The following is a 21,486-nucleotide window of genomic DNA, read 5'->3' as shown; positions in this document are numbered from 1 at the left end:
CCGTAATAAGGGGTTGACGGGTGGTGAGATAGACCACCCAGTCAGTTTTTGGTAAAGGGGGAATAAGCAGCAGGGGCGGTGCGCCGCCGCGCACCGCCCCTGCTGTGTTGCTCAGGTCATGCTGTCACCCAGCTGCCCGGCCGTTCGGCTCAGACGTAGATGCCGTGCGAGGCCAGGTAGGCGATCGGGTCGATGTCCGAGCCGTAGGCCGGGCCCGTGCGGACCTCGAAGTGAAGGTGCGGACCGGTGGAGTTGCCGGTGGAGCCGGAGAGGCCGATCTGCTGACCGGCGCTCACGGCCTGGCCCACCGAGACGGAGGCGGAGGACAGGTGGCCGTACTGCGAGTAGCGGCCGTCGGCGTGCTTGATGACGACCTGGTTGCCGTACGCGCCGCCCCAGCCGGCGGCGACGACGGTGCCGGAGGTGATGGACTTCACGCTGGTGCCGGTGGCGACCGGGAAGTCGATCCCGGAGTGGCTGCCGCTGGACCAGTTGGAGCCGGAGGCGCGGTAGTTGGTGGTGTGGTTGCCGGGGACCGGGTGGACGTAGCCGGAGCCGTTGCTCTGGGCGGCCGGGGCGGAGGCCGGGGCCTTGGACTCCGGGGCGGCCGAGGACTTGGCCGGGGCGGACTTCTCCGCGGCCGTCGAGGGCGCTGTGGCCACCTTCGACGGGAGGGCCGAGCCGGTGCCGGCGCCGGTGGGCGCGGCGTTGCCGGAGGCCTTGGAGCCGAGGGTCAGCTTCATGCCCGGGAAGATCAGGCTGGGGTCCTCGCCGACGACCTTGCGGTTGTCCTGGTACAGCTTCTGCCAGCCGCCCTTGACCTTGTGCTCGGCGGCGATCTTCGACAGGTAGTCGCCGGAGACGACGGAGTACGTCGTGGTCGTGGTGGCTGCCTTCTTCTGCGCGACCGGCGCGGCGTGCATGGTGGCGGCGGCCGACTGCGGCGCGGCGGCCGGGGCGGCCTGCTCCGCGGCGTGGGCACCGGTGGCACCGAGCAGCGGCAGTGCGACGACGGCGCCGCCGGCGCTTGCCGCGGCGACGCCACGGGCGATGGTGCTGATCTTCGGACGACGGTGCTTACCCGATATGGGCATGAAGTATTTCCTCTCCGGCGCCTGCGAGGTGAGCTGTCGGGTTCGGGCTGGAGATGCCCGGCCGCGCTGAGCGCGACTTCACCCCGAGCCGGCCGGAATTCTCCGGTCGGCGGCTTACCTGGTTCCCCCGCTCCTGCCACGCGATGAGTGGATGCGAATTCCGGTCGGCGGCAGGATTAGGCGGTCCGTCCGGATTGACGGTGACCGTAAGCGAGTCGGGACGATGAGAACAAGCCACGGGTTCCACACCGGAATCCGCGCCGGGGAAATCGGCGCGGAATTCCGGTCACACTCCGTGGATTAAGGATCTTGAATTTCCGCGCCGCGCACGGAATACCCGACCCTCCCGTCACCACACACCGTCACGGATATGATCCCGCTCACGAGACGGCGATCATCTCCCATACAAACGGGCGATGTTCGGACAAAAGCCCGCATTACGGACATGTCCCGTCTGTCACCCCCGCCGCAGCCTCAGCACCCGCGCGTCGAGATCCCCCCGGAGTCCGGTGTGCAGCCCCTGATGCAGCAGTACCGAACCGTGGTGCACCGCCCCCGTGTCCAGGCAGGTGTACGTCGCCGCGGGGTCGAGCCCGCGCAGCCGCAGGGCCGGGGGCCGCTCCCCGTATCGCTGCGCCTCCAGCCACATCAGGACCACGGTCTCCACCCCGTGGACGTACTGGACCGCGCTCAGTCCACCGCGCGGCTCACGCAGCCGGTACAGCGCTCCCTGCTGCACGACCGGACGGATCTCCTTGTAGAGGTCCACCCAGGTCCGAGCCTCGGCCAGCTCCTCCTCGCTCCATTCGGTGAGGTCCCCGCCGACCCCGAGCACACCGGCCATCGCACTCACGAAACGGAAGCGCAGCGAGCTCACCCTGCCGTTGAGCTGGTGGTTCGGGCTGTCGGTGACCCAGGCGGCCATCACCCGGGCCGGATGGATGTGCCCGAAGCCCTCCTGGATGGCGAGACGGTCGAGCGGGTCGGTGTTGTCGGAGGTCCACACCTGGTCCGTACGGGACAGGATCCCCAGGTCGATCCGGCCGCCGCCGCCCGAGCAGGACTCGAACGCGACCGAGGGGTGCGCGGCCCTGAGCCGGTCGATCAGTGCGTACAGAGCGTCCACATGCTCGACCCAGAGTTTCTGCGGGTACTCCTCGCCCGGCCAGCCGGCATCGGTGAAGCAGCGGTTGAAATCCCATTTCACATAGTCGACGGGCGTCTCGGAGAGCAGCGTGTCCAGCTGTTCCCAGAGATATTCCTGCACATCGGGGCGGGCCAGATTGAGCACCAGCTGGTTGCGGTACTCCGTCCGCGCCCGCCCGGGGAAGTGCTGCACCCAGTCGGGGTGCGCGCGATAGAGATCACTGTCGGCATTGACCATTTCCGGCTCGACCCAGATGCCGAACTGCATGCCGAGCCCGTGCACTTCGTCGGCGAGCGGCTTCAGCCCGCCCGGGAAGCGGTCCGGATTGGGCGTCCAGTCGCCGAGCCCGGCCCGGTCACTGGTCCGCTGCCCGAACCACGCGTCGTCCACGACGAACAACTCGACACCCATCGCTGCGGCGCGCTCGGCGAGGGCGCGCTGCTGCTCCATGGAGATGTCGAAGCCCGTGGCCTCCCAGGAGTTGTAGAGCACCGGCCGCAGGTTCTCCGCGTCCGGGATCACATGGGCCAGCTGCCAGGCATGCCAGGCACGGCTCGCCCCGCCGAACCCCTGGCCGCTCCACAGGCCGGCGAACACGGGAGTGGCGTACGACTCCCCCGGTGCGAGCCGCAGCAGTCCGGAGTCGTCGTAGCCGGCGCCGCCGGTGATCTGCACGAGCCCGTCGGGCAGCCGCTGCACGGAGATCCGCCACGACCCGGACCAGCCGAGTGCGCAGCCGTACACCTCTCCGCTCTCCTCGGTGGCCACACCGTCGGCATCCAGCGCGACCCACGGCAGGTACTGGTGGCCGGTGTGGCCCCGCCTGCTGGAGATGACGCTCTCGCCGTAGGTCAGCTCCGCCCGCGCGATCCGCGACTCCGCCGCCCAGCGGCCGTGCAGCCGGCTCAGCCGCCAGCCGTCGCGGGCGGGCAGCGACCAGGCGGCCGCGTCGGCGCGGAGCAGTTCCAGCGGCGGGCCGTCCGGTCCGGCGTGGGCGACGGTGGCCCAGCGCTCCACGACATCGGAGTCGTCCCGCATCCGGTAGTGCAGGGTGAGGGCGAGCCGGTGCACGGGGTCGGTGAAGCCGATACGCAGTTCGTCCCCGTCCACCACGGCGGCACCGAAGGCCCACTCGGTGCCGCGAACCTCGGGGGTACGCACCGAGAGCGCCGGGCGGACGAACCTGGGGCCGCCCTCCACCGGATATTCCTCCCGGCCGTCGAGGTGGGACTCGAAGCCCCTGAAGGGCAGCTCCGGTGCCGCGGCCAGCGCCTCGGCCGCGGCGAGGGTGATCCTCGGCCCCCAGTGCAGATGGATCAGCTCGTCCTGCTCGGTCAGTCGCAGTGCGTAGCTGCTGCTCGCCCCGGTGAGCAGCCAGGTCCGGCCGGTGTTGCCCGTCTCGATCATCGCATCCCCACATTCCAACAGTTCCGCACATCATCGACCATTGGTGAGGCATGGGCAACGGTCCGGCTAGGAATTCACCGGGCGGATCGGCCGCAGGAGAACCGGAGTTCGCCCAGGTATCGACAGGGAAAGGCCGAGATGATTGCCTGAGGAATCAATGTCGTATCGTCGCGGGAGTGGCCTTGTCGGCGACTCCCGTCGGCACCAGACACTCCAGGAGTCACTGTGACGCAGCAGTTGCCGCAGGTCCCGTCGACGGGACCCGAGCTGGCGGGTGTCCGCAACTTCCGCGACGTGGGCGGGCTGCCCACCGTGGACGGCCGACGGGTGCGGCACGGGCGGCTCTTCCGCAGTGGCCACCTCGCACACGCCACCGCCGAGGACGCCTCTTTCCTCGGCGCCCTCGGTCTGCACACGGTCTTCGACTTCCGCAACGCGGCCGACCGCCGGCTCGACGGGCTGGACGTGGAGCTGCCGGGTGTACGGAATGTGAGCATCCCGCTCTCCGACCCGGCGGACGGCTCGCAGTTCTGGCACATGGTCCGCAACGGCGATGTCGAGCAGCTGCGCTCGATCCTCGGCGACGGCAAGGGGACGAACCGGATGCTCGCCTCGTACCGCTCGATCATCCGGGACCGCACCGCCGAGCACAGCCGGGTGCTGCACGCCCTGGCCGAGGACAGCATTCCCGCCCTGATGCACTGCGCGGCGGGCAAGGACCGGGCCGGGCTGTCGATCGCGGTGTCACTGCTCGCCGTCGGCGTCGAGCGCGAAGCCATCGAGGCCGACTACCTGAAGTCCAACGACGCCCACCGCCGCTACAAGGTGCAGCGCAGCGGCACCTCGGCGGACGGCATGTCGGCCGAGGTGACGGAACTGCTGAACCCGCTCTTCGGTGCCCATGCCGAGTACCTCACCACGGCGTTCGCCACCATCGACGAGACTTGGGGCAGCACGGAGCGCTACTTCTCCGAGGGCCTGAAACTCGCCCCCGAGACCCGTGAACGGCTGCGTGACCGGCTCCTCGACGAGGCGTAGCCGGGCGCCCGCCAGCGGTGGTCAGCCCTTGCCGGCCACCGCGAAGAGCAGGTAGAGGAAGGCCGCGAAAATGTGTCCGGCGATGAGGTAGGCGAACAGCCGGATCACCACGCCGCGCGGAAACTTCCGCTCCTGGGCCTCGTAGTTCTTCCTGGACCCCAGCGGGTCGAAGTTCTCTGAATCGGACATGACGGTCCTCTCTGGCGACCGGAGAAGCCGGTCTCAGCGACGGTGGATACCGCTGCCGAGACACAGCTCGGCGGCGGGGCTCTGCAGCAGGGTGTGGACGAAGAGCAGCTCGGCACCGTCGCGGTCGACGGCCGTGATCCGGTGCGGGGTGAGCGAGTCGAAGTGCGCGCTGTCACCGGGGGCGAGGTCGTGCACGGTGTCCCCGAGCCAGACCCGGAGGTGTCCGGCGAGCACGTACAGCCATTCCTCGCCGGGATGGACGCGCACGAGATCGCTCTGCGCGGCCTGCGGAACCCGGACGCGGAGCGCCTGCATGGCCCGGCCGGAACCACCGGCCTGCCGGTACATCCAGCCATCGGCCTCGGCTCCCTCGAACTTCCCACCGCGGATGATCGCATCACGTTCCGGGGGTGTCTCGCCGAGCAGTTCGGAGACCGTCGTACCGTAGATCCTGGCAAGACCGAGGAGCATCGGCAGCGAAGGCTGGCGACGGCCCGTTTCGAGCCGGGAGAGATGGGCGGGCGAGAGCCCCGCCCGCTGAGCGGCGGTCTCCAGCGTGAGACCACGGCTCCGGCGCAGATCGCGCAGGCGTGGTGCGACTCCGGGCAGCTCGTCGGCCGCCCCTCCGTCTGGAGGATTCATGTACCCATTGGGCCAGGAACCTGCCTGAGAGGCAAATTTCTTGCCTCTCAGGCAAAACCCTCCAGGATCAGCGGTTGGCGACCGCCTGCTTCACCAGTGTCCTGCCGAAGTCCCACATCAGCCCACCGCCGCTGTGTGCGTCATCCATCACAGCGGTGAACGCCGTGACGAACCGGTCGACGTCCGCCTCGTCGATCACCAGCGGCGGAATCAGCTTGATCACTTCCAGGTGGTCGCCCGAGACCTGGGTGAGGATGCGGTGCTTCTGGAGCAGCGGCACCACCACCATCTGCGCGAATAGTCCCTTGCGGGCCGCCTGCAGCATGGTCCAGCGGCTGCGCAGCTTGAGGGACGACGGCCGGCCGAACTCGATGCCGATCATCAGCCCGCGCCCGCGCACCTCGTGCAGCAGCTCGTAGCGGTCGACCAGTGCGGTCAGCCGGTCACGCAACAGCTCACCGGTGCGGCGCGCGTGGGCGACGGTCTCCTCGTCCTCCATCACCGCGAGGACCGCGAGCCCGGCCGCCATCGCCTGGGCATTGGAGCCGAAGCTGGCGGAGTGGACCAGGACCCGGTCCATCGACGAGTAGACGCGTCGGAAGATCCAGTCCTTGCCCAGAGTCGCCCCGACCGGCACATAGCCGCCGGAGAGCGCCTTGGCGACACAGACCAGATCGGGCTCCACCCCCTCCTCGTACTGGTACGCGTAGAAGTCGCCGGTCCTGCCGAGGCCGGTCTGCACCTCGTCGGCGATGAGCAGGGCCTTGTACTTGTGCAGCAGTTCCTGCGCCTCCCGCAGGAAGCCGGGCGGCGCGGCGTGGACGCCCTTGCCCTGGATCGGCTCGACGACCAGTGCCGCCACGTCACCGCGTTTCAGCTCGCGCCGCAGTGTGTCGAGATCGCCGAGCGCGATGGCGGTGTCCGGCAGCAGGGGGGCGAAGCCGTCCCGGAAGCCGTCCTCCCCGTTGACCGAGAGGGAGCCGGTCGTCAGGCCGTGGAAGGCGTGGGTGCAGTAGAGGATCCTGGGCCTGCCGGTGGCATAGCGGGCGAACTTCAGGGCCGTCTCGACCGCTTCCGTGCCGCTGTTGCCGAAGAAGACCCGGTCCAGGTGCGGGCTGTGCGCGAGCAGCTTCTCGGCCAGCAGTCCGGGCAGCGGCTGACAGTCGAAGCGGGTGAGGTCGGCGAGCGAGGCGTCCAGGACGTCGTGCAGGGCCTTGCGTACGACGGGGTGGTGCCGGCCGAGGCCCATCACGCCGAATCCGGCGAGCATGTCGAGGTAGTCGTTGCCGTCCGCGTCCCAGAAGTGTGCGCCCTCGGCCCGTTCGTAGACCTTGTCGAAGCCGATGGTGTGGAGCATCCGGGGCAGCTGGTGATTGAGGTACTTGGTGTGCAGCTCGTAGCGCTCGGCGCCGCGCTCCGCGAGGAGCCGCGCCAGGTCGAAGCCCTTGGGCCCGTCGTCCTTCATGCCCCGCTCTCCTCGGTCCTTGTCGCCGCCTCCCTGGCGGCCAGTGCGGCGCTGATCCGTCCGGCGATCTCGACCGGCGTGAGCCCGATGTCGGCCAGCACCTCGGCGCGCTTTCCGTGCGCGAGGAACTGCTCGGGGATGCCGAACGTGCGCAGCGGTACGTCGACCCCGGCGTCCCGCAGCGCCTGCCCCACCGCCGAACCGACGCCCCCTGCCCGGCTGTTGTCCTCGACGACGGCGACCAGCCGGTGCCGTGCGGCGAGCGGGGGCAGTTCCTCGTCGACCGGCTTGACCCAGCGCGGGTCGACGACGGTGCAGCGGATGCCGGCCCCGGTCAGCAGATCGGCGGCCTTCAGACAGACCGGGGCGAGCACGCCGACGGCCACGAGCAGCACATCGGGTTCGTCCGCCCGGTGCAGCACGTCCATGCCACCGATCCGGCCGGTCGCCGGGACCGGCTCCCCCACCGACTCCTTGGGGAACCGGATCACGGTGGGTGCGTCGTCGACGGCGACGGCCTCGCGGAGCTGGGCCCGGAGTTCGTCGGCGTCGCGCGGGGCGGCGATCCGCAGCCCGGGGACGACCTGGAGCACGGACATGTCCCACATGCCGTTGTGCGAGGCCCCGTCGGGTCCGGTGACGCCGGCCCGGTCGAGTACGAAGGTCACCCCGCACCGGTGCAGCGCGACGTCCATCAAGAGCTGGTCGAAGGCCCGGTTGAGGAAGGTGGCGTAGACGGCGACGACCGGGTGCAGGCCGCCGGTGGCCAGTCCCGCCGCGGATACGGCGGCATGCTGCTCGGCGATGCCGACGTCCCAGACCCGGTCGGGGAACGCCTCGGCGAACTTCGTCAGCCCGACGGGGTGCAGCATCGCCGCCGTGATGGCCACGACGTCCGGCCGCTCCGCGCCGATCGCGGCGATCTCGTCCCCGAACACCGAGGTCCAGGAGGGCCCGCCGGCCGGGGCGAGCGGTGCGCAGGTCAGCGGGTCCATCGCGCCGACGGTGTGGAAGCGGTCGGCCTCGTCCAGGAGCGCGGGCGGGTAGCCGCGGCCCTTCTCGGTGAGGCAGTGCACCAGCACCGGGCCGTGGAAGCGTTTCGCCCGGTGCAGGGCGGATTCGACGGCCGCGATGTCATGGCCGTCGATCGGCCCGACGTACTTGAGCCCGAGGTCCTCGAACATGCCCTGCGGGGCGAAGGCGTCCTTGAACCCCTTCTTCGCGCCGTGCAGCGACTCGTACAACGGCTGTCCGATGACGGGCGTCTGCCGGAGCATGTCCTTGCCCCAGGAGAGGAAGCGTTCGTATCCGTCGGTGGTCCGGAGGGTGGCGAGGTGGTTGGCGAGGCCGCCGATGGTCGGGCCGTAGGAGCGCTCGTTGTCGTTCACCACGATGATCAGCGGCCGGTCGCGCGCGTCCGCGATGTTGTTGAGCGCCTCCCAGGCCATCCCGCCGGTGAGGGCCCCGTCACCGATGACGGCCACCACGTGGTCGCTCCGCCCCAGCACCTGATGGGCCTTGGCGATGCCGTCGGCCCAGCCGAGGACGGTCGAGGCATGCGAGTTCTCGATGACGTCGTGCGCGGACTCCTCGCGGGACGGGTAGCCGGACAGGCCCCCTTTGCCGCGCAGCTTGGAGAAGTCCTGCCGCCCGGTGAGCAGTTTGTGCACATAGCTCTGGTGTCCGGTGTCCCAGAGGATGCGGTCGGCGGGCGAGTCGAAGGACCGGTGCAGGGCGATGGAGAGCTCCACCACCCCGAGGTTGGGCCCCAGATGCCCTCCGGTCCTGGCCACCCCTCGGATGAGGAACTGCCTGATGTCCTCGGCGAGTTCGTCGAGTTGTGCTTCGTTCAGCGCCTTGAGATCGTGCGGCCCCCGGATGCTCTCCAGAATCGTCACGCTCGGGCCCCCTCTCTGGTTCTGTTTCAGCTCACGGTGACGGTGGGAACCCCCGACGGCGTCCCCGCCCCGTCCATGCCCTCGGCGATCTTCAAGGCCTCTTCGATGAGCGTCTCGACGATCTTCGACTCGGGCACCGTCTTGATGACCTCGCCCTTCACGAAGATCTGCCCCTTGCCGTTCCCCGACGCCACACCCAGATCCGCCTCACGGGCCTCACCCGGACCATTGACGACACAGCCCATCACGGCCACCCGCAACGGAACCTCCATGCCCTCAAGACCCGCGGACACCTGATCCGCCAGCTTGTACACATCCACCTGCGCCCGCCCGCACGACGGACACGACACGATCTCCAGCCGCCGCTGCTTCAGATTCAGCGACTCCAGGATCTGGATGCCGACCTTGACCTCCTCGGCCGGCGGCGCCGACAACGACACCCGGATCGTGTCCCCGATCCCCTCCGACAGCAACGCACCGAACGCCACCGCCGACTTGATCGTCCCCTGGAACGCCGGACCCGCCTCCGTCACACCCAGATGCAACGGATAGTCACAACGAGCCGCCAGCTGACGGTACGCATTCACCATCACCACCGGATCGTTGTGCTTCACCGAGATCTTGATGTCCCGGAAACCGTGCTCCTCGAAGAGCGACGCCTCCCACAACGCCGACTCCACCAACGCCTCAGGAGTCGCCTTCCCGTACTTCGCCAGCAACCGCGCATCCAGCGAACCCGCGTTCACACCGATCCGGATCGGCGTCCCCGCATCCCCCGCCGCCCGCGCGATCTCCTTCACCTTGTCGTCGAACTGCTTGATGTTCCCCGGATTCACCCGCACCGCCGCACAGCCCGCATCGATCGCCGCGAACACATACTTCGGCTGGAAATGAATATCCGCGATCACCGGGATCTGCGACTTCTTCGCGATCACCGCCAACGCGTCCGCGTCGTCCTGCGTCGGACACGCCACCCGCACGATCTGACAGCCCGACGCCGTCAGCTCCGCGATCTGCTGCAACGTCGTACCGATGTCCGACGTACGCGTCGTGGTCATCGACTGCACCGACACCGGCGCATCCCCGCCCACCGCAACCGACCCGACCTGGATGCGCCGCGAGGGGCGGCGCAGCGCGAGCGGCCGGGCCGGCAGCCCGGGGAGACCCAGTGCGACCGGTTCTCCAGCGGTCATGACGTCACCGGTTCCCGGTGACGGTCTCGCGCGCCGCGCGCAGGGACTCCTTCAGCGATCCCATGGTGGCGAGCACGGCGGTGGGCTCGTAGCCGCAGTGGGCCATGCAGTTGGCGCAGCGCGGGTCCTTGCCCCGGCCGTACTTGTCCCAGTCGGTCTCCTCGATGAGCTGACGGTACGTCGGTACGTAGCCGTCGCTCATCAGGTAGCACGGCCGCTGCCAGCCGAACAGCGAGTAGTTCGGGATGGCCCACGCCGTGCACGGGAAGTCCACCTTGCCCTCCAGGAAGTCCAGGAAGAGCGGCGAGTGGTTCAGCCGCCAGCGGGCCCGGTTGCCGCCCGCGAAGGTCTTCTTGAACAGTTCGCGGGTCTGCTCGACGCCCAGGAAGTGCTCCTGGTCGGGTGCCTTCTCGTAGGCGTAGGCGGGCGAGATCATCATCTCGTCGACCTTCAGGTCGTCATTGAGGTAATTGAGGACCTCGATGATGGTCTGCGGGGTGTCGGTGTTGAAGAAGGTGGAATTCGTGGTGACCCGGAATCCGCGCCGCTTGGCCTCCTTGATCGCCGCCACGGCCTCGTCGAAAACACCTTCCTTGGCGACCGATTCGTCGTGCCGCTCCCGCAGCCCGTCGATGTGCACGGCGAAGGCGAAGAACGGCGAGGGCGTGAATTTCTCGATCTTCTTCCGCAGCAGCATCGCGTTGGTGCACAGGAAGACGTACTTTTTCCGCGCCACCAACTGCCGCACGATCTCATCGATCTGCGGGTGCATCAATGGTTCGCCGCCAGCGATGGAAACCATCGGGGCACCCGATTCGAGGACGGCGCCCACGGCCTGGGCCACCGGCATGCGCTGCTTGAGCACACCGGCCGGATGCTGGATCTTCCCGCAGCCCTCGCACGCGAGATTGCAGGCGTACAAGGGCTCCAGTTCCACGATCAGCGGGAATTTCTCCCGCTTACGGAGCTTCTGTTCAATGAGGTACGTCGCAACCTTGATGGACTGACGGAGCGGCATGGCCATCTGGCTCACCTCCTGGGGAGCAGCAAAGATCGGTGCCATTCGTAGAAAGCCGGCAGGACGGCACGGAGGACCCGGAAAGCTGATATTCCACCGCGTATCGTGCCGATGCGGACGAGCTCATACTCCGGAGCATCCACGACCACCCGTACGGCGGCAACCGGGCGCGGCCCGGACCGCAGAGCGGTGCGCAGAGTGGCGGCGGACTCCATGTCCACCGCGATCGCTCCGGTGGCCCGCAGCTCGGCCCGCTCATGTCCGCGTACGACATGGGCGGAGCCGGTCAGCGGACCGGTGTGGACGGCGCGGCCGGGCACCGCCCTGGCCAGGGCCTCGGCGAGCAGGCCCGGGCCGGTGCAGACCGTCGAGTTCCCGGCTTCCCGGGTCTCGTCGGCGACCACCAGGTCCCCGGGGTGCATTCCGGGCAGCAGCCCGGCGCAGAACCCGGAGGCGAGGACCGCCGTACCGGGCGCCCGGTCCTGACCGAGCGCTCGTGAGACGGCCGTCTCGGCGGCCCTGGGACCCATGCCCGTACGGAGTACGGTCACCGGGCCGGACGCGGCACCGGCCCTGCCCCGGCCGCTGCGCAGGGCGAACTGCTCGATGCCGAGCGCGCAGGCGATCAGCAGCGGCGCCACGGGGCCGGCCGTCCCCGGGCCGTCGGCCATCAGGCCCCCTTGCGGGTGGCCGTGCGGTCGGCGAACGGCTCGCCGTACACGTACCGCCCGAGTGCGGTGAGCGGGAACACCTGCCGGTAGAGGTGGTAGTTGATGGAGAAGTCCCACGGGAATCCGGTGCCGGTGAAGTACGGCTCGTCCCAGGAGCCGTCGGCCTGCTGGGTCCTGGTGAGCCAGGCCACCCCGCGCCGCACGGCGACGCTCTCCCGTTCTCCGGCGGCCAGCAGCGCGAGCAGTGCCCAGGCGGTCTGGGAGGCGGTCGAGGCGCCGTGCCCGATCCACTTCTCCTCCCGGTACGAGCGCAGGTCCTCGCCCCAGCCGCCGTCGTCGTTCTGCACGGACTCCAGCCAGCCGACCGCGCGGCGGATCGCCGGGTGCGTCACGGGCAGTCCGGCGGCCACCAGTGCGGGCACCACCGACCCTGTGCCGTATACGTAGTTGACGCCCCAGCGGCCGAACCAGGCGCCGCTCGCCTCCTGTTCGGCGAGCAGCCACTCGATGCCGCGCCGGGTGACCCGGTGACCGGACCGCCCCTCGACGGCGAGCATCTCCACCACATGCCCGGTGACATCGGCGGACGGCGGGTCGATGACCTCACCGAAGTCGCAGAAGGGCAGCCGGTTGGGGAAGGCGCTGGTGTTGTCCGCGTCGAAGGCGCCCCAGGCCCCGTTGCGGGACTGCATGCCGATGTTCCAGCGGACGCCTCGCTTGATGGCGGCCTCGATGCGTGCCCGGTCGGGGTGGCGGACCCGGCGCAGCGCGAGGACCACCTCGGCGGTGTCGTCGATGTCCGGGTAGTTGTCGTTGTGGAACTCGAAGGCCCAGCCGCCCGGGTTGAGCCGGGGGCGGCGTACGGACCAGTCGCCGGGCCGGACGATCTCCTCGCCGAGCATCCAGTCGGCGGCCTTCACGAGCGCCGGGTGGTCGGGGCTGACCCCGGCGTCGGCGAGTGCGATGGTGGCGAGGCAGGTGTCCCACACCGGGGACTGGCAGGCCTCGATCATGCGGGCGCCGTCCTCGCGCCACACGGCGAACCGGTCGAGCGATTCGAGTCCGGCCCGCATCACCGGGTGGTCCAGGTCGTAGCCGAGCAGATGCAGGGCGATGACGGAGTAGACGGCGGGTGGCTGGATGCCGCCCCAGCAGCCGTCGTTCTCCTGGCGTTCGATGATCCAGCGGGCCGCGGCGTTCATCGCGGTCCGGCGCAGCTTGCGCGGGGCGACCCGGTGGTAGACGTGCAGCGCCTTGTCCAGGCGCTGGAAGACGCCGTCCCAGCTCGCGGCCGGTGCGGGGCGCCTGGGCGGGTTCGGATTGCGTGGGTCGGTGTGCAGTTCGTCGAGGGAGAAGGGGGCCGGGCGTACCGGCCGCTTCGCCGAGACGATGGTGAGCGGCACGATGGTCTGGCGGGCCCAGCAGCCGAAGTCGTAGATGTTGAGCGGGGCCCATTTGGGAAAGAACATCAGCTCGGGCGGGAGTTCCGGCAGGTCGTCCCATTTCCACCAGCCGAAGAGGGCGAGCCAGATCCGGGTGAAGACCCGGCCGGCCGCGATTCCGCCCTGTTCCCTGATCCATCCGGCAGCGCGGGCCATGTGCGGTTCGTCCGGCCGGTCCCCGGCCAGCCGCAGGGCCACGTACGCCTCGATGGTGGTGGAGAGTTCGCCGGGGCCGCCGTGGAAGGTGGCCCAGGTACCGTCGCCCAGCTGTTCGCCGCGGATGAAGCGGCCGGCCGCCTGCACGGTGTCCGGGTCCTGAATGCCGAGGAATTGACGGAGCAGCAGGTCCTCGGCGTCCATCGTGACGTTGGTGGCGAGGTCGCCCTTCCACCAGCCCTGCTCGTCCTGCCTGCCGAGGAGGTGCTCCACCGAGCGTTCCGCGGCCCGCCGCGCGGCGGCGAATACGTCGTCCGCGGCGATGGTTGTGTCGGTCGGTTTACTGGCCGAGGCTGCGCGGGGGTTCACGGCCCCGGTGCTTCCGTCGGTCGTCGCTGTCATGGCTTCCCCTTCGTGCAGTTTGGTCCTCTGCTGTGCTGGGGTCTCCGTCGGCCGGTGCCTGTTACGGGCACCGGCCGGCGACTGCGAGTCATATGGAGCAGATGGTGATCATCTCTTTCGTACGACGACGAAGTCAGCGAGCGCCGTGAGCTGCGCCCGCACGGTCTGCGGCATGTCGACGCGGTGCAGCGCCTCGATGGCGACCGCATGCTGTCGACGCGCCTCCTGGGCGGTCCACTCGCGGCCGCCCGCCTCCTCGATGAGCGCCGCACGGGCGGCGAACTCCTCTTCGGAGAAGCTGTCGAAATCGCTGCTCTTGGCGTCGGCCGCGAGCAGTTCGCCCAGGCGCTCCGATGCCGGACCGTCCGCGGCGAGCGCGGCCACGACCGGCAGGGACTTCTTGCGCTGGCGCAGGTCGCTCCAGGTCTGCTTGCCGGTGGACTCGGGGTCGCCCCAGATTCCGAGCAGATCGTCGACAGCCTGGAAGGCGAGACCGAGGTGGTATCCGTACGCCTCCAGGGTGTCGGCGGTCCGGTCGTCGGCGCCGCCGAGGACCGCGCCGATGGAGCAGGCGCAGGCCAGCAGAGCGCCGGTCTTGTTGCCCTCCATCTCCAGGCACTCCTCGACGGTGACCCGCTCGCGGTGCTCGTAGGAGATGTCCTGGGCCTGCCCGTCGATGAGCTTGCGGCTGGCAGCGGTCAGCCGACGGGTCGCGCGGCCCGCCTCGACGGTGCCGAGCTCCAGCAGGACCTCGTTGGCGAGGGCGAAGAGCGCGTCGCCGACCAGGATCGCCTGGGCGGGGCCGTGCACCTTCCAGACGGTGTCGCGGTGGCGGCGCTGTTCGTCGCCGTCCATCAGGTCGTCGTGCAGCAGCGAGAAGTTGTGCACGAGTTCGACGGCCACGGCGCCGGGGACGCCGGCCTCGGCGGGGGCGCCGGCGGCCTCCGCGGACAGCAGGGCGAGGGCCGGGCGGACAGCCTTGCCCCCGTCGCCGTCGGCGGGCTGTCCCTGGGCGTCGATCCAACCGAAGTGGTAGGCGGCGACGGTGTCCATGGGCGGTGCGAGCCGGTCAACGGCGGCCCGGAGCACCGGCGTGGAAAGGGCCCTTCCGCGCTCCAGAAGCGCGGTGACGTCCGTGGTGTCGGCCACGGTGTCGAAAGCCGGATTCGCCGGGGTCACTGACTCTCCTCTTGTTCCGGTGGTACTGCTCATGCCGCCTCCTGCAGCGGATGTTCATGGGAGCGGCCGAGCGCCCGGAGCGCGGCGTCCGCCGCGCTGAACCCGCTGCGGACGGCCCCCTCCATCGTCGCGGGCCAGCCGGTGGCCGTCCAAGCCCCGGCCAGGCAGAGGCCGGGGACACGGGTGCGGGCACCCGGCCGCAGCCGGCCGACGCCGGGGGCGGGGGCGAAGGTCGCCGTGCGCTCCCGGGTGACGAAGAAATCCCTGATGCCGGCCCCGCGGGCGGCCGGCAGGAGCCGCTCCAGCTCGGGCAGGTAACGGGCGCGCAGCTCGGCGACGGGGAGGTCGATCTCCTCGTCGGCGGCGGACTGGGACACGGCGAGGTACTGCCCGGGTCCGGTGAGGCCCGAGGCGTCCGTGCGGTCGAAGACCCACTGGACCGGGGAGCCGAGCGCGGCGAAGAACGGGCGGCGCAGCACCTTGCGGTCGTAGACGACGTGCACATTGAGGATCGGCGACGTGCCGATGTCGAGCAGTCGTCCGGGCTCGTCGAGTGCCCCTTCGGGCAGCAGGTCGTGGGTCTCGCGCTGCGGCACGGCGAGGACGACGGTGTCCGCCTCGATCCGTTCGCCGCCGGTGTCCACGATCCAGCCGCCGTCTTCCGTACGGGCGATGGCGGAGGCCTTCGTACGCAGTTCCGTACGGACTCCGGCGGAGTCGAGGGCCTTGCGTGCCAGCGTGTCGTGCACCTCGCCGAGGGGCACGCCCGCCCAGCCGATGTCGGCGGCGCCGGGCTCGGAGAGGAGTCCGGTCTTGAAGACCTTCGCGGCCAGGGCCAGCGAGGAGTTCGGTGCGGTGGCATTGAGCGTGGCGACGCCGACCAGGTCCCAGAGGGCCTCGATGGTGCGCTGCGACTGGCCGTGCCGGGCGAGCCAGCTGCCGAAGTCGACGGCGTCGAGCGCGGGGTCGTCGGGGTCCAGGCGGCCGAGCGCCAGTGCGGCGCGGCCGACGCCCGCCCGCTCGGCGAGCGAGAGGTGCGGGTAGCCGACCAGTCCGGCGGCGAGGTGGAAGGGCACCGGCAGCGCGTTGCGGCGCAGCCGTCCCAGCCGGGGGCCCGAGGGGCGCCCGACATCGAGAACGGGCACGTCCAAACGGTTTTGCAGGGGTGCCAGGCGCGCCCCGTCGACGCGGTCGAGGAACCAGCGGTAGGCGGTGCAGCAGCGCAGATAGACATGCTGTCCGTTGTCGACCGTCAGTTCGCCGCGCCGGAAGGAGAAGGCGAGGCCGCCGAGCCGGGGCCGGCCTTCGAGCAGGGTCACGTCAAGCCCGGCGTCGGCGAGACGCAGCGCCGAGGTGATTCCGGCGAGGCCGCCGCCGATCACGACCGCGCGGGTGGAGCGCAGGGCGTCGTCCGTCATGCGTCCTCCTTTCGCCAGGTCACTTCAGTCAGGGACGCACCAGCACAGCGGAGGGTTGACCGCCGGGCGGATCGGATCTCCGTGCTGCACATGGTGCGCGAGATGTGCGCACGACGCATCAGGCACGCCCCCTGGTCGTGCGCCGGGAGATGTACCGGGCGTCGAGACCCGACAGACCGCGCACCGCGACGTACGCCTTCTCGTGGCCCGGCAGCGAGACCCGGCCGCGGAGCACCGCCTCGGGGTCCCTCTCGATCCGGTCGAGCAGCCGCCGGTAGATGCCCGCCATGGCCGCGACACACGCGCCGCTGCGCCGGTCCAGCATGGGCAGCAGCCGGTATCCCTCGGCGAACAGCGTGCGGGCGCGCCGTACCTCGAAGTGGACGAGGCCCACGAAGTCGGCGCCGGGCGGTGGTGTGGCCCGGTGGAAGCCGGCCGAGCAGCCGAACTTGGCGAGGTCGTCGGCGGGCAGATACGTACGCCCGTTGCCCGCGTCCTCGCGGACGTCGCGCAGGATGTTGGTCAGCTGGAGCGCGAGGCCGAGCGTGTCGGCGTACTCCGCGGCCCGGTCGGCCCCCGGCGCGCCGGGCTCCGTACCGAAGACGCCCAGGCTGAGGCGGCCGATGGCACCCGCGACACAGCGGCAGTAGACCTTGAGGTCGTCCCAGGTCTCGTACGTCGCGCCGCGCACATCCATCAGCACGCCGTCGATGAGCTCGTCGAGCCCGCCGAGCGGGAGCGGGAATCTGCGCGCGGCGTCGGCGAGCGCGACGGCCACCGGGTCGGTGTCGTCCTCGTCGACCGCTCCGTCCCGGATCCGGTCCAGGACGCTGCGGGTGCTCTCCAGGCGGGCCCGCTTGGTGTCCGCGTCCAGCTCGCCGTCACCGATGTCGTCGACACGACGGGAGAAGGCGTACAGCGCCGACATGGCCTGTCGCTTCGCGTACGGCAGCAGCCTGATGCCGTACGCGAAGTTACGCGCCTGCTGTCCGGTGACCGCCTCGCAGTAACTGTATGCGGCCTGTACCGGTGCCGACATGTACGTCGTCTGTCCCTCCACGGTCCGGCTCACCCCTCTCTACGCGCTCTTCGCAAGACAACTCCCACTTCGCGCAGCAGGCTGGGCTTGGTGGGCTTGGGCGGTCCGGGCAGTACGTCGAACCCGGCGGCCGCGATCGCGGTGAGGGCGGCGCGCCCCCCTCCCACGAATCCGGCGAGAAGCAGCTTGAGCCTGCCGTGGACGCTACCCACCAGAGGGGTGCCTTCATTCAGCAGTTCCCGAGCGCGTTCCGCTTCGTACGCGACCAGTGCACGCACCGATGCGCCCCCCGAGGGGGCGGCCAGATCGGCCTCCCCGACATGGAACCGTGCCATGTCGTCGGCGGGCAGATAGATCCGGTCGCGGCCGAGGTCCTCGGTGACGTCCTGGAGGTGCTCGACGATCTGCAGGGCGGTGCAGACGGCGTCGGAGCGGCGGATGCGTTCGGGGCTGGCGGTTCCGGTGATCTGCAGGACCAGCCGCCCGACGGGGTTGGCGGAGAGCTCGCAGTAGGCCAGGAGCTCCTCGTACGTCCCGTAGCGGCGGACCTTCTGGTCCTGCCGGTTCGCCTCGATGAGGCCGAGGAAGGGTTCCGGGGTGAGCGCGCAGCGCCGCACGGTGGGGCGCAGGGCACGCAGCAGGGGGTGGCGGGGGCCGTCGCCCGAGGTGTCGAAGACCCGGTGCAGATCGGCCTCGAAGGCATCGAGCATGGCCAGCCGGTCGTCGGCCTGCGCGGGATCGAGGCCGAGGTGACGGGCGTCGGCGCCGCCGGGGGCGAGATCGCCGTCGCCGATGTCGTCGACGAGGCGGGCGTAGCCGTAGACGGCCATCAGGTCGTCGCGCCAGGCGCGGGGCAGGAAGAAGGGGGCTACGGGGAAGTTCTCGTCCGCGGCCTTGTCGAGGGTGCTGGGCACGACGTCATCGGGGTGCGTCTGCCGGGTACGGGTCACCACGGACCGCCCGGCGCTGGGACGGCGTGAGCACCTCGGAGCTGGAGATTTTCCGTCATTGCCGTCACATCTCCCGTTCTACACTGCTGACCCAAAACATCCCATTCCGGACACGCCGCCCGCTCTGCCGAGTGCGGAGCGCTGCCTACGGGCCATTCAGCCAGGCGCTATCGCCGCACTTGGCTCGAATCAGCACCGGTCCAGCTTACGTTGTACAACGCTCATCCATACGGCGGGGTGTTGGGCGCGCTGCAGGAACGCTTCCCGTGCCGACAACCTTCCCCGTACGCAAGGGAATTGACGTCATCCGACAGGACGAGATCCTGCGCGGGGCATACCGCCGGGCGTGGAGAGCGCCGACCGCGGTCCACGATCCGGACACCGTGGCGGCCCCCGTCGGAACCCTCCGGCGGGGGCCGCCACGGTGTCGTGGGACCGGGCGAACCGTTACTTTCCGGTCTCGCGCTCGTACGCCTTGAGCACCTCGTCCGTCGGGCCGTCCATCAGCAGCTCGCCCTTTTCCAGCCACAGCACCCGGTCGCAGGTGTCGCGGATGGACTTGTTGCTGTGGCTGACCAGGAAGACGGTGCCGGCCTCCTTGCGGAGCTCCCTGATGCGCTTCTCGGAGCGGATCTGGAACTTGCGGTCACCGGTCGCCAGCGCCTCATCGATCATGAGGACGTCGTGGTTCTTCGCGGCGGCGATGGAGAAGCGCAGGCGCGCGGCCATGCCGGAGGAGTACGTACGCATCGGCAGGGTGATGAAGTCGCCCTTCTCGTTGATGCCGGAGAAGTCGACGATCCCCTGGTAGCGCTCGCGGATCTCCTCGCGCGACATGCCCATCGCGAGGCCGCCGAGCACCACGTTGCGCTCACCCGTCAGGTCGCTCATCAGCGCCGCGTTCACCCCGAGCAGCGAGGGCTGCCCGTCGGTGTAGACCTTGCCGTGCTCGGTCGGCAGCAGACCGGCGATGGCCCGCAGCAGCGTCGACTTGCCGGAGCCGTTGGTGCCGATGAGACCGATGGCCTCGCCGCGGTAGGCGGTGAAGGAGACACCGCGGACGGCGTGCACCTTGCGCACGCCGCGCGATTCGCCCTTGCCGCGGCGCATGATCCGGCTCAGCGCCGCGGTGGCGCTGCCCTTGCCGCCGTCGGCGCCGTTGACGCGGTACACGATGTGCACATCGTCGGCGATGACGGTGGGGACGCGCCCCGGAGTCTTGTCGTCAGCCACGGCCGTACCGTTCCTCTGCCTTCCAGAAGTACACGAAGCCCAGGATGCCGACGAGGACCGCCCAGGCGAGCGCCACGATCCAGACGTGCGCCGGCAGGTTCCCCGCGCCGTACCCGTCGATCAGCGCGAAGCGGACCAGGTCCATGTAGATGGCTGCCGGGTTGTACTGCAGCACGTTGGCGATCCAGTCCGGCTTGTCCTTGAGCATCACCGGGATGGAGAACATGACGCCCGACGCGTACATCCAGGTCCGCATGACGAACGGCATCAGCTGGGCGAGGTCGGGGGTCTTGCTGCCGAGCCTGGCCATGATCAGCGCCAGGCCGGTGTTGAAGACGAACTGCATGGCCAGCGCCGGAATGATCAGCAGCCACGAGAGGCTCGGGTAGCTGCCGAAGGCGACGGCCACGGCCGCGAGCACGATCATCGAGAACAGCAGCTGCTGGAGCTGCTGGAGCGAGAACGAGACGGGCAGCGAGGCACGTGGGAAGTGCAGTGCCCGGACCAGTCCCAGATTCCCGGAAATGGCCCGTACACCCGCCATCACCGAACTCTGGGTGAAGGTGAAGACGAAGACGCCGGTCACCAGGAACGGGATGAAGACCTCCTGGGGCATTCCCTTCCTGGTCCCCAGGATCAGTCCGAAGATCAAGTAGTAGACCAGGGCGTTGAGCAGCGGTGTGGCCACCTGCCACAGCTGGCCGAGCTTCGCCTGGCTGTACTGGGCGGTCAGCTTCGCCCTGGAGAACGCCATGATGAAGTGGCGTCGGCCCCAGAGCTGCCGGATGTACTCGAAGAGCCCTGGCCGGGCGCCGCTCACCGTCAGGCCGTACTTGGCGGCCATCTCGGCCGAGCTCAGGCCGTCGTCGGCGGATGGTGGGGTGCTCAATGCGACCGCACCATCATGGGTTGTGTCACTCACCAGATGAAACTCTCGTATTCAAGATGCGCAGCCAGTCGCGGGCGCGGCTCGGAGCGGACAGGTCCCGTGGAGAAGAAAACGTACGTCCCATGCTCTCAGAGGAGAGCCTCTCAGATCACGGGAGGTCGGCCGAGTCTGGTCAGCCGCCATACCGTGCGCCACTTCATCGGACGGCGGGTTCCGCACGGCGTGGACCAGCCTTCCCGGAAGCCGCCGAACCACGCCTTCAGCGCCGGGCCCGAGGGCTTGCGGAGCAAGGTCAGCAGCAGCCACACCCCGAGGTAGACGGGGACCAGCGGCGCGGGCAGATTGCGACGGGCCAGCCAGACCCGGTTGCGGGCCACCATGCGGTGGTACACCGCGTGCCGCGAGGGGGCGGTCGTCGGGTGGTTGAGGACCATGTCCGCGCGATAGTCGATCATCCAGCCGGCGTCCAGTGCCCGCCAGGCGAGATCGGTCTCCTCATGCGCGTAGAAGAACTGGCCGGGCAGCGGCCCGACCTCGGCGATGACCTTGGTGCGTACGGCGTTGGCGCCGCCGAGGAAGGTCGTCACGCGGGAGGAGCGCATCGGGTCGGAGGCCCGCAGCCGCGGCACGTGGCGGCGCTGCGTGACACCGGTGTCCGGGTCGGCGATGCGGAAGCTGATGATGCCCAGCCCGGGATCGGCCTCGAAGGCCTGCCGGCACAGCTCGGCGGTGTCCTTGAGCGGCAGCAGTCCGTCGTCGTCGAGGAAGAGCAGGGCGTCCACGTCGGCGCCGGACGGGCCGAAGGCCTCGATCCCGACGTTACGGCCGCCGGGAATGCCCAGGTTCTCGGGCAGCTCGACCGTCCGCACGCCTGCGGGGACGTCCGGCACGGGGGCACCGTTGCCGACGACCACCGCCTCGATCCGGTCGCCGTCCTGTCCGGCGACCGAATCGAGGAGAGCACGGAGCTCTTCGGGGCGGTTGCCCATCGTGATGATGACCGCGCCGAGTTTCAT

General features: G+C 69.8%; 18 protein-coding genes and 1 riboswitch. Of the genes, 1 reads left to right on the top strand and 17 read right to left on the bottom strand.

Going from position 1 to position 21,486, the window contains the following annotated elements:
* Positions 1-149: 149 nt before the first annotated feature.
* Both OG978_RS36000 and OG978_RS35995 read right to left on the bottom strand, forming a co-directional pair.
* Entirely contained in the window at positions 150-1,094 is a 945-nt protein-coding gene (locus OG978_RS36000) for a M23 family metallopeptidase (protein WP_326769242.1), read from the bottom strand.
* Between the two features lie 3 nt (positions 1,095-1,097).
* Positions 1,098-1,254, bottom strand: a riboswitch (cyclic di-AMP (ydaO/yuaA leader).
* 297 nt (positions 1,255-1,551) lie between these two features.
* Positions 1,552-3,648 carry an alpha-galactosidase gene (locus tag OG978_RS35995; protein WP_326769241.1) on the bottom strand — a complete coding sequence of 699 codons (2,097 nt, stop codon included), beginning with the start codon at positions 3,646-3,648 and terminating at the stop codon, positions 1,552-1,554.
* Between the two features lie 225 nt (positions 3,649-3,873).
* On the opposite strand from OG978_RS35995, the gene OG978_RS35990 reads away from it, so the two are divergent.
* Complete coding sequence (locus OG978_RS35990) at positions 3,874-4,686, top strand: tyrosine-protein phosphatase (protein ID WP_326769240.1); 813 nt, start codon at positions 3,874-3,876, stop codon at positions 4,684-4,686.
* Positions 4,687-4,707: 21 nt separating this feature from the next.
* Here the strand turns inward: OG978_RS35990 and OG978_RS35985 are convergent, their stop codons facing one another.
* The 15 genes from OG978_RS35985 to OG978_RS35915 all read right to left on the bottom strand — a co-directional run bounded on the left by OG978_RS35985 (position 4,708) and on the right by OG978_RS35915 (position 21,486).
* Entirely contained in the window at positions 4,708-4,875 is a 168-nt protein-coding gene (locus tag OG978_RS35985) for a DUF6126 family protein (protein ID WP_176729046.1), read from the bottom strand.
* A gap of 33 nt (positions 4,876-4,908) precedes the next feature.
* Positions 4,909-5,517, bottom strand: coding sequence for a helix-turn-helix domain-containing protein (locus OG978_RS35980; protein ID WP_326769239.1), 609 nt, complete (start codon positions 5,515-5,517; stop codon positions 4,909-4,911).
* Positions 5,518-5,584: 67 nt separating this feature from the next.
* Positions 5,585-6,982 carry an aspartate aminotransferase family protein gene (locus OG978_RS35975; protein WP_326769238.1) on the bottom strand — a complete coding sequence of 466 codons (1,398 nt, stop codon included), beginning with the start codon at positions 6,980-6,982 and terminating at the stop codon, positions 5,585-5,587.
* Positions 6,979-8,880 carry a 1-deoxy-D-xylulose-5-phosphate synthase gene (dxs, locus tag OG978_RS35970; protein ID WP_326769237.1) on the bottom strand — a complete coding sequence of 634 codons (1,902 nt, stop codon included), beginning with the start codon at positions 8,878-8,880 and terminating at the stop codon, positions 6,979-6,981. The genes OG978_RS35975 and dxs overlap by 4 nt, the downstream gene beginning before the upstream one ends.
* A 26-nt stretch (positions 8,881-8,906) precedes the next feature.
* Complete coding sequence (gene ispG, locus OG978_RS35965) at positions 8,907-10,073, bottom strand: flavodoxin-dependent (E)-4-hydroxy-3-methylbut-2-enyl-diphosphate synthase (protein ID WP_326769236.1); 1,167 nt, start codon at positions 10,071-10,073, stop codon at positions 8,907-8,909.
* Positions 10,074-10,077: 4 nt separating this feature from the next.
* A complete protein-coding gene (gene hpnH / locus OG978_RS35960) occupies positions 10,078-11,097 on the bottom strand; it encodes an adenosyl-hopene transferase HpnH (RefSeq protein WP_326769235.1) in 1,020 nt (339 codons plus the stop codon).
* Positions 11,098-11,102: 5 nt separating this feature from the next.
* The gene (locus OG978_RS35955; protein WP_326769234.1) at positions 11,103-11,762 is read right to left on the bottom strand and encodes a phosphorylase family protein; all 660 of its coding nucleotides are present in this window, start codon (positions 11,760-11,762) and stop codon (positions 11,103-11,105) included.
* Positions 11,762-13,762 (bottom strand): squalene--hopene cyclase, encoded by a 2,001-nt coding sequence (shc, locus tag OG978_RS35950; RefSeq protein ID WP_326769233.1) that lies wholly within the window; start codon positions 13,760-13,762, stop codon positions 11,762-11,764. The genes OG978_RS35955 and shc overlap by 1 nt, the downstream gene beginning before the upstream one ends.
* Before the next feature lie 108 nt (positions 13,763-13,870).
* Positions 13,871-14,974: a polyprenyl synthetase family protein gene (locus OG978_RS35945; RefSeq protein ID WP_326769232.1), complete on the bottom strand. Its 1,104-nt coding sequence runs from the start codon at positions 14,972-14,974 to the stop codon at positions 13,871-13,873.
* The gene (hpnE, locus tag OG978_RS35940; protein WP_326769231.1) at positions 14,971-16,359 is read right to left on the bottom strand and encodes a hydroxysqualene dehydroxylase HpnE; all 1,389 of its coding nucleotides are present in this window, start codon (positions 16,357-16,359) and stop codon (positions 14,971-14,973) included. Before hpnE ends, OG978_RS35945 begins: the two co-directional genes overlap by 4 nt.
* A gap of 118 nt (positions 16,360-16,477) precedes the next feature.
* Positions 16,478-17,398: a presqualene diphosphate synthase HpnD gene (gene hpnD / locus OG978_RS35935; RefSeq protein WP_326769230.1), complete on the bottom strand. Its 921-nt coding sequence runs from the start codon at positions 17,396-17,398 to the stop codon at positions 16,478-16,480.
* Positions 17,399-17,427: 29 nt separating this feature from the next.
* The gene (hpnC, locus tag OG978_RS35930) at positions 17,428-18,348 is read right to left on the bottom strand and encodes a squalene synthase HpnC (protein ID WP_326769229.1); all 921 of its coding nucleotides are present in this window, start codon (positions 18,346-18,348) and stop codon (positions 17,428-17,430) included.
* 447 nt (positions 18,349-18,795) lie between these two features.
* A complete protein-coding gene (locus OG978_RS35925) occupies positions 18,796-19,581 on the bottom strand; it encodes an ABC transporter ATP-binding protein (protein ID WP_326769228.1) in 786 nt (261 codons plus the stop codon).
* On the bottom strand, positions 19,574-20,503 hold the full coding sequence (locus OG978_RS35920; protein ID WP_326769227.1) for an ABC transporter permease: 930 nt from the start codon (positions 20,501-20,503) through the stop codon (positions 19,574-19,576). Before OG978_RS35920 ends, OG978_RS35925 begins: the two co-directional genes overlap by 8 nt.
* A gap of 110 nt (positions 20,504-20,613) precedes the next feature.
* Entirely contained in the window at positions 20,614-21,486 is an 873-nt protein-coding gene (locus OG978_RS35915) for a glycosyltransferase family 2 protein (RefSeq protein WP_326770262.1), read from the bottom strand.

Source organism: Streptomyces sp. NBC_01591 (genome assembly GCF_035918155.1).
In the GTDB taxonomy this organism is placed as follows: domain Bacteria; phylum Actinomycetota; class Actinomycetes; order Streptomycetales; family Streptomycetaceae; genus Streptomyces.
Note: the sequence above shows the minus strand (reverse complement) of the source record. Positions and strands in the feature narration are given on the sequence as shown.

Excerpts from the sequence above, each read along its gene's own strand:
- OG978_RS35915 (WP_326770262.1), bottom strand. The coding sequence starts at position 21,486 with ATGAAACTCGGCGCGGTCATCATCACGATGGGCAACCGCCCCGAAGAG.
- OG978_RS35955 (WP_326769234.1), bottom strand. The coding sequence starts at position 11,762 with ATGGCCGACGGCCCGGGGACGGCCGGCCCCGTGGCGCCGCTGCTGATC.
- OG978_RS35995 (WP_326769241.1), bottom strand. The coding sequence starts at position 3,648 with ATGATCGAGACGGGCAACACCGGCCGGACCTGGCTGCTCACCGGGGCG.
- hpnD (WP_326769230.1), bottom strand. The coding sequence starts at position 17,398 with ATGTCGGCACCGGTACAGGCCGCATACAGTTACTGCGAGGCGGTCACC.
- OG978_RS35945 (WP_326769232.1), bottom strand. The coding sequence starts at position 14,974 with ATGAGCAGTACCACCGGAACAAGAGGAGAGTCAGTGACCCCGGCGAAT.
- OG978_RS35980 (WP_326769239.1), bottom strand. The coding sequence starts at position 5,517 with ATGAATCCTCCAGACGGAGGGGCGGCCGACGAGCTGCCCGGAGTCGCA.
- OG978_RS35975 (WP_326769238.1), bottom strand. The coding sequence starts at position 6,982 with ATGAAGGACGACGGGCCCAAGGGCTTCGACCTGGCGCGGCTCCTCGCG.
- shc (WP_326769233.1), bottom strand. The coding sequence starts at position 13,762 with ATGACAGCGACGACCGACGGAAGCACCGGGGCCGTGAACCCCCGCGCA.
- hpnH (WP_326769235.1), bottom strand. The coding sequence starts at position 11,097 with ATGGCCATGCCGCTCCGTCAGTCCATCAAGGTTGCGACGTACCTCATT.
- hpnE (WP_326769231.1), bottom strand. The coding sequence starts at position 16,359 with ATGACGGACGACGCCCTGCGCTCCACCCGCGCGGTCGTGATCGGCGGC.
- OG978_RS35985 (WP_176729046.1), bottom strand. The coding sequence starts at position 4,875 with ATGTCCGATTCAGAGAACTTCGACCCGCTGGGGTCCAGGAAGAACTAC.
- OG978_RS36000 (WP_326769242.1), bottom strand. The coding sequence starts at position 1,094 with ATGCCCATATCGGGTAAGCACCGTCGTCCGAAGATCAGCACCATCGCC.
- ispG (WP_326769236.1), bottom strand. The coding sequence starts at position 10,073 with ATGACCGCTGGAGAACCGGTCGCACTGGGTCTCCCCGGGCTGCCGGCC.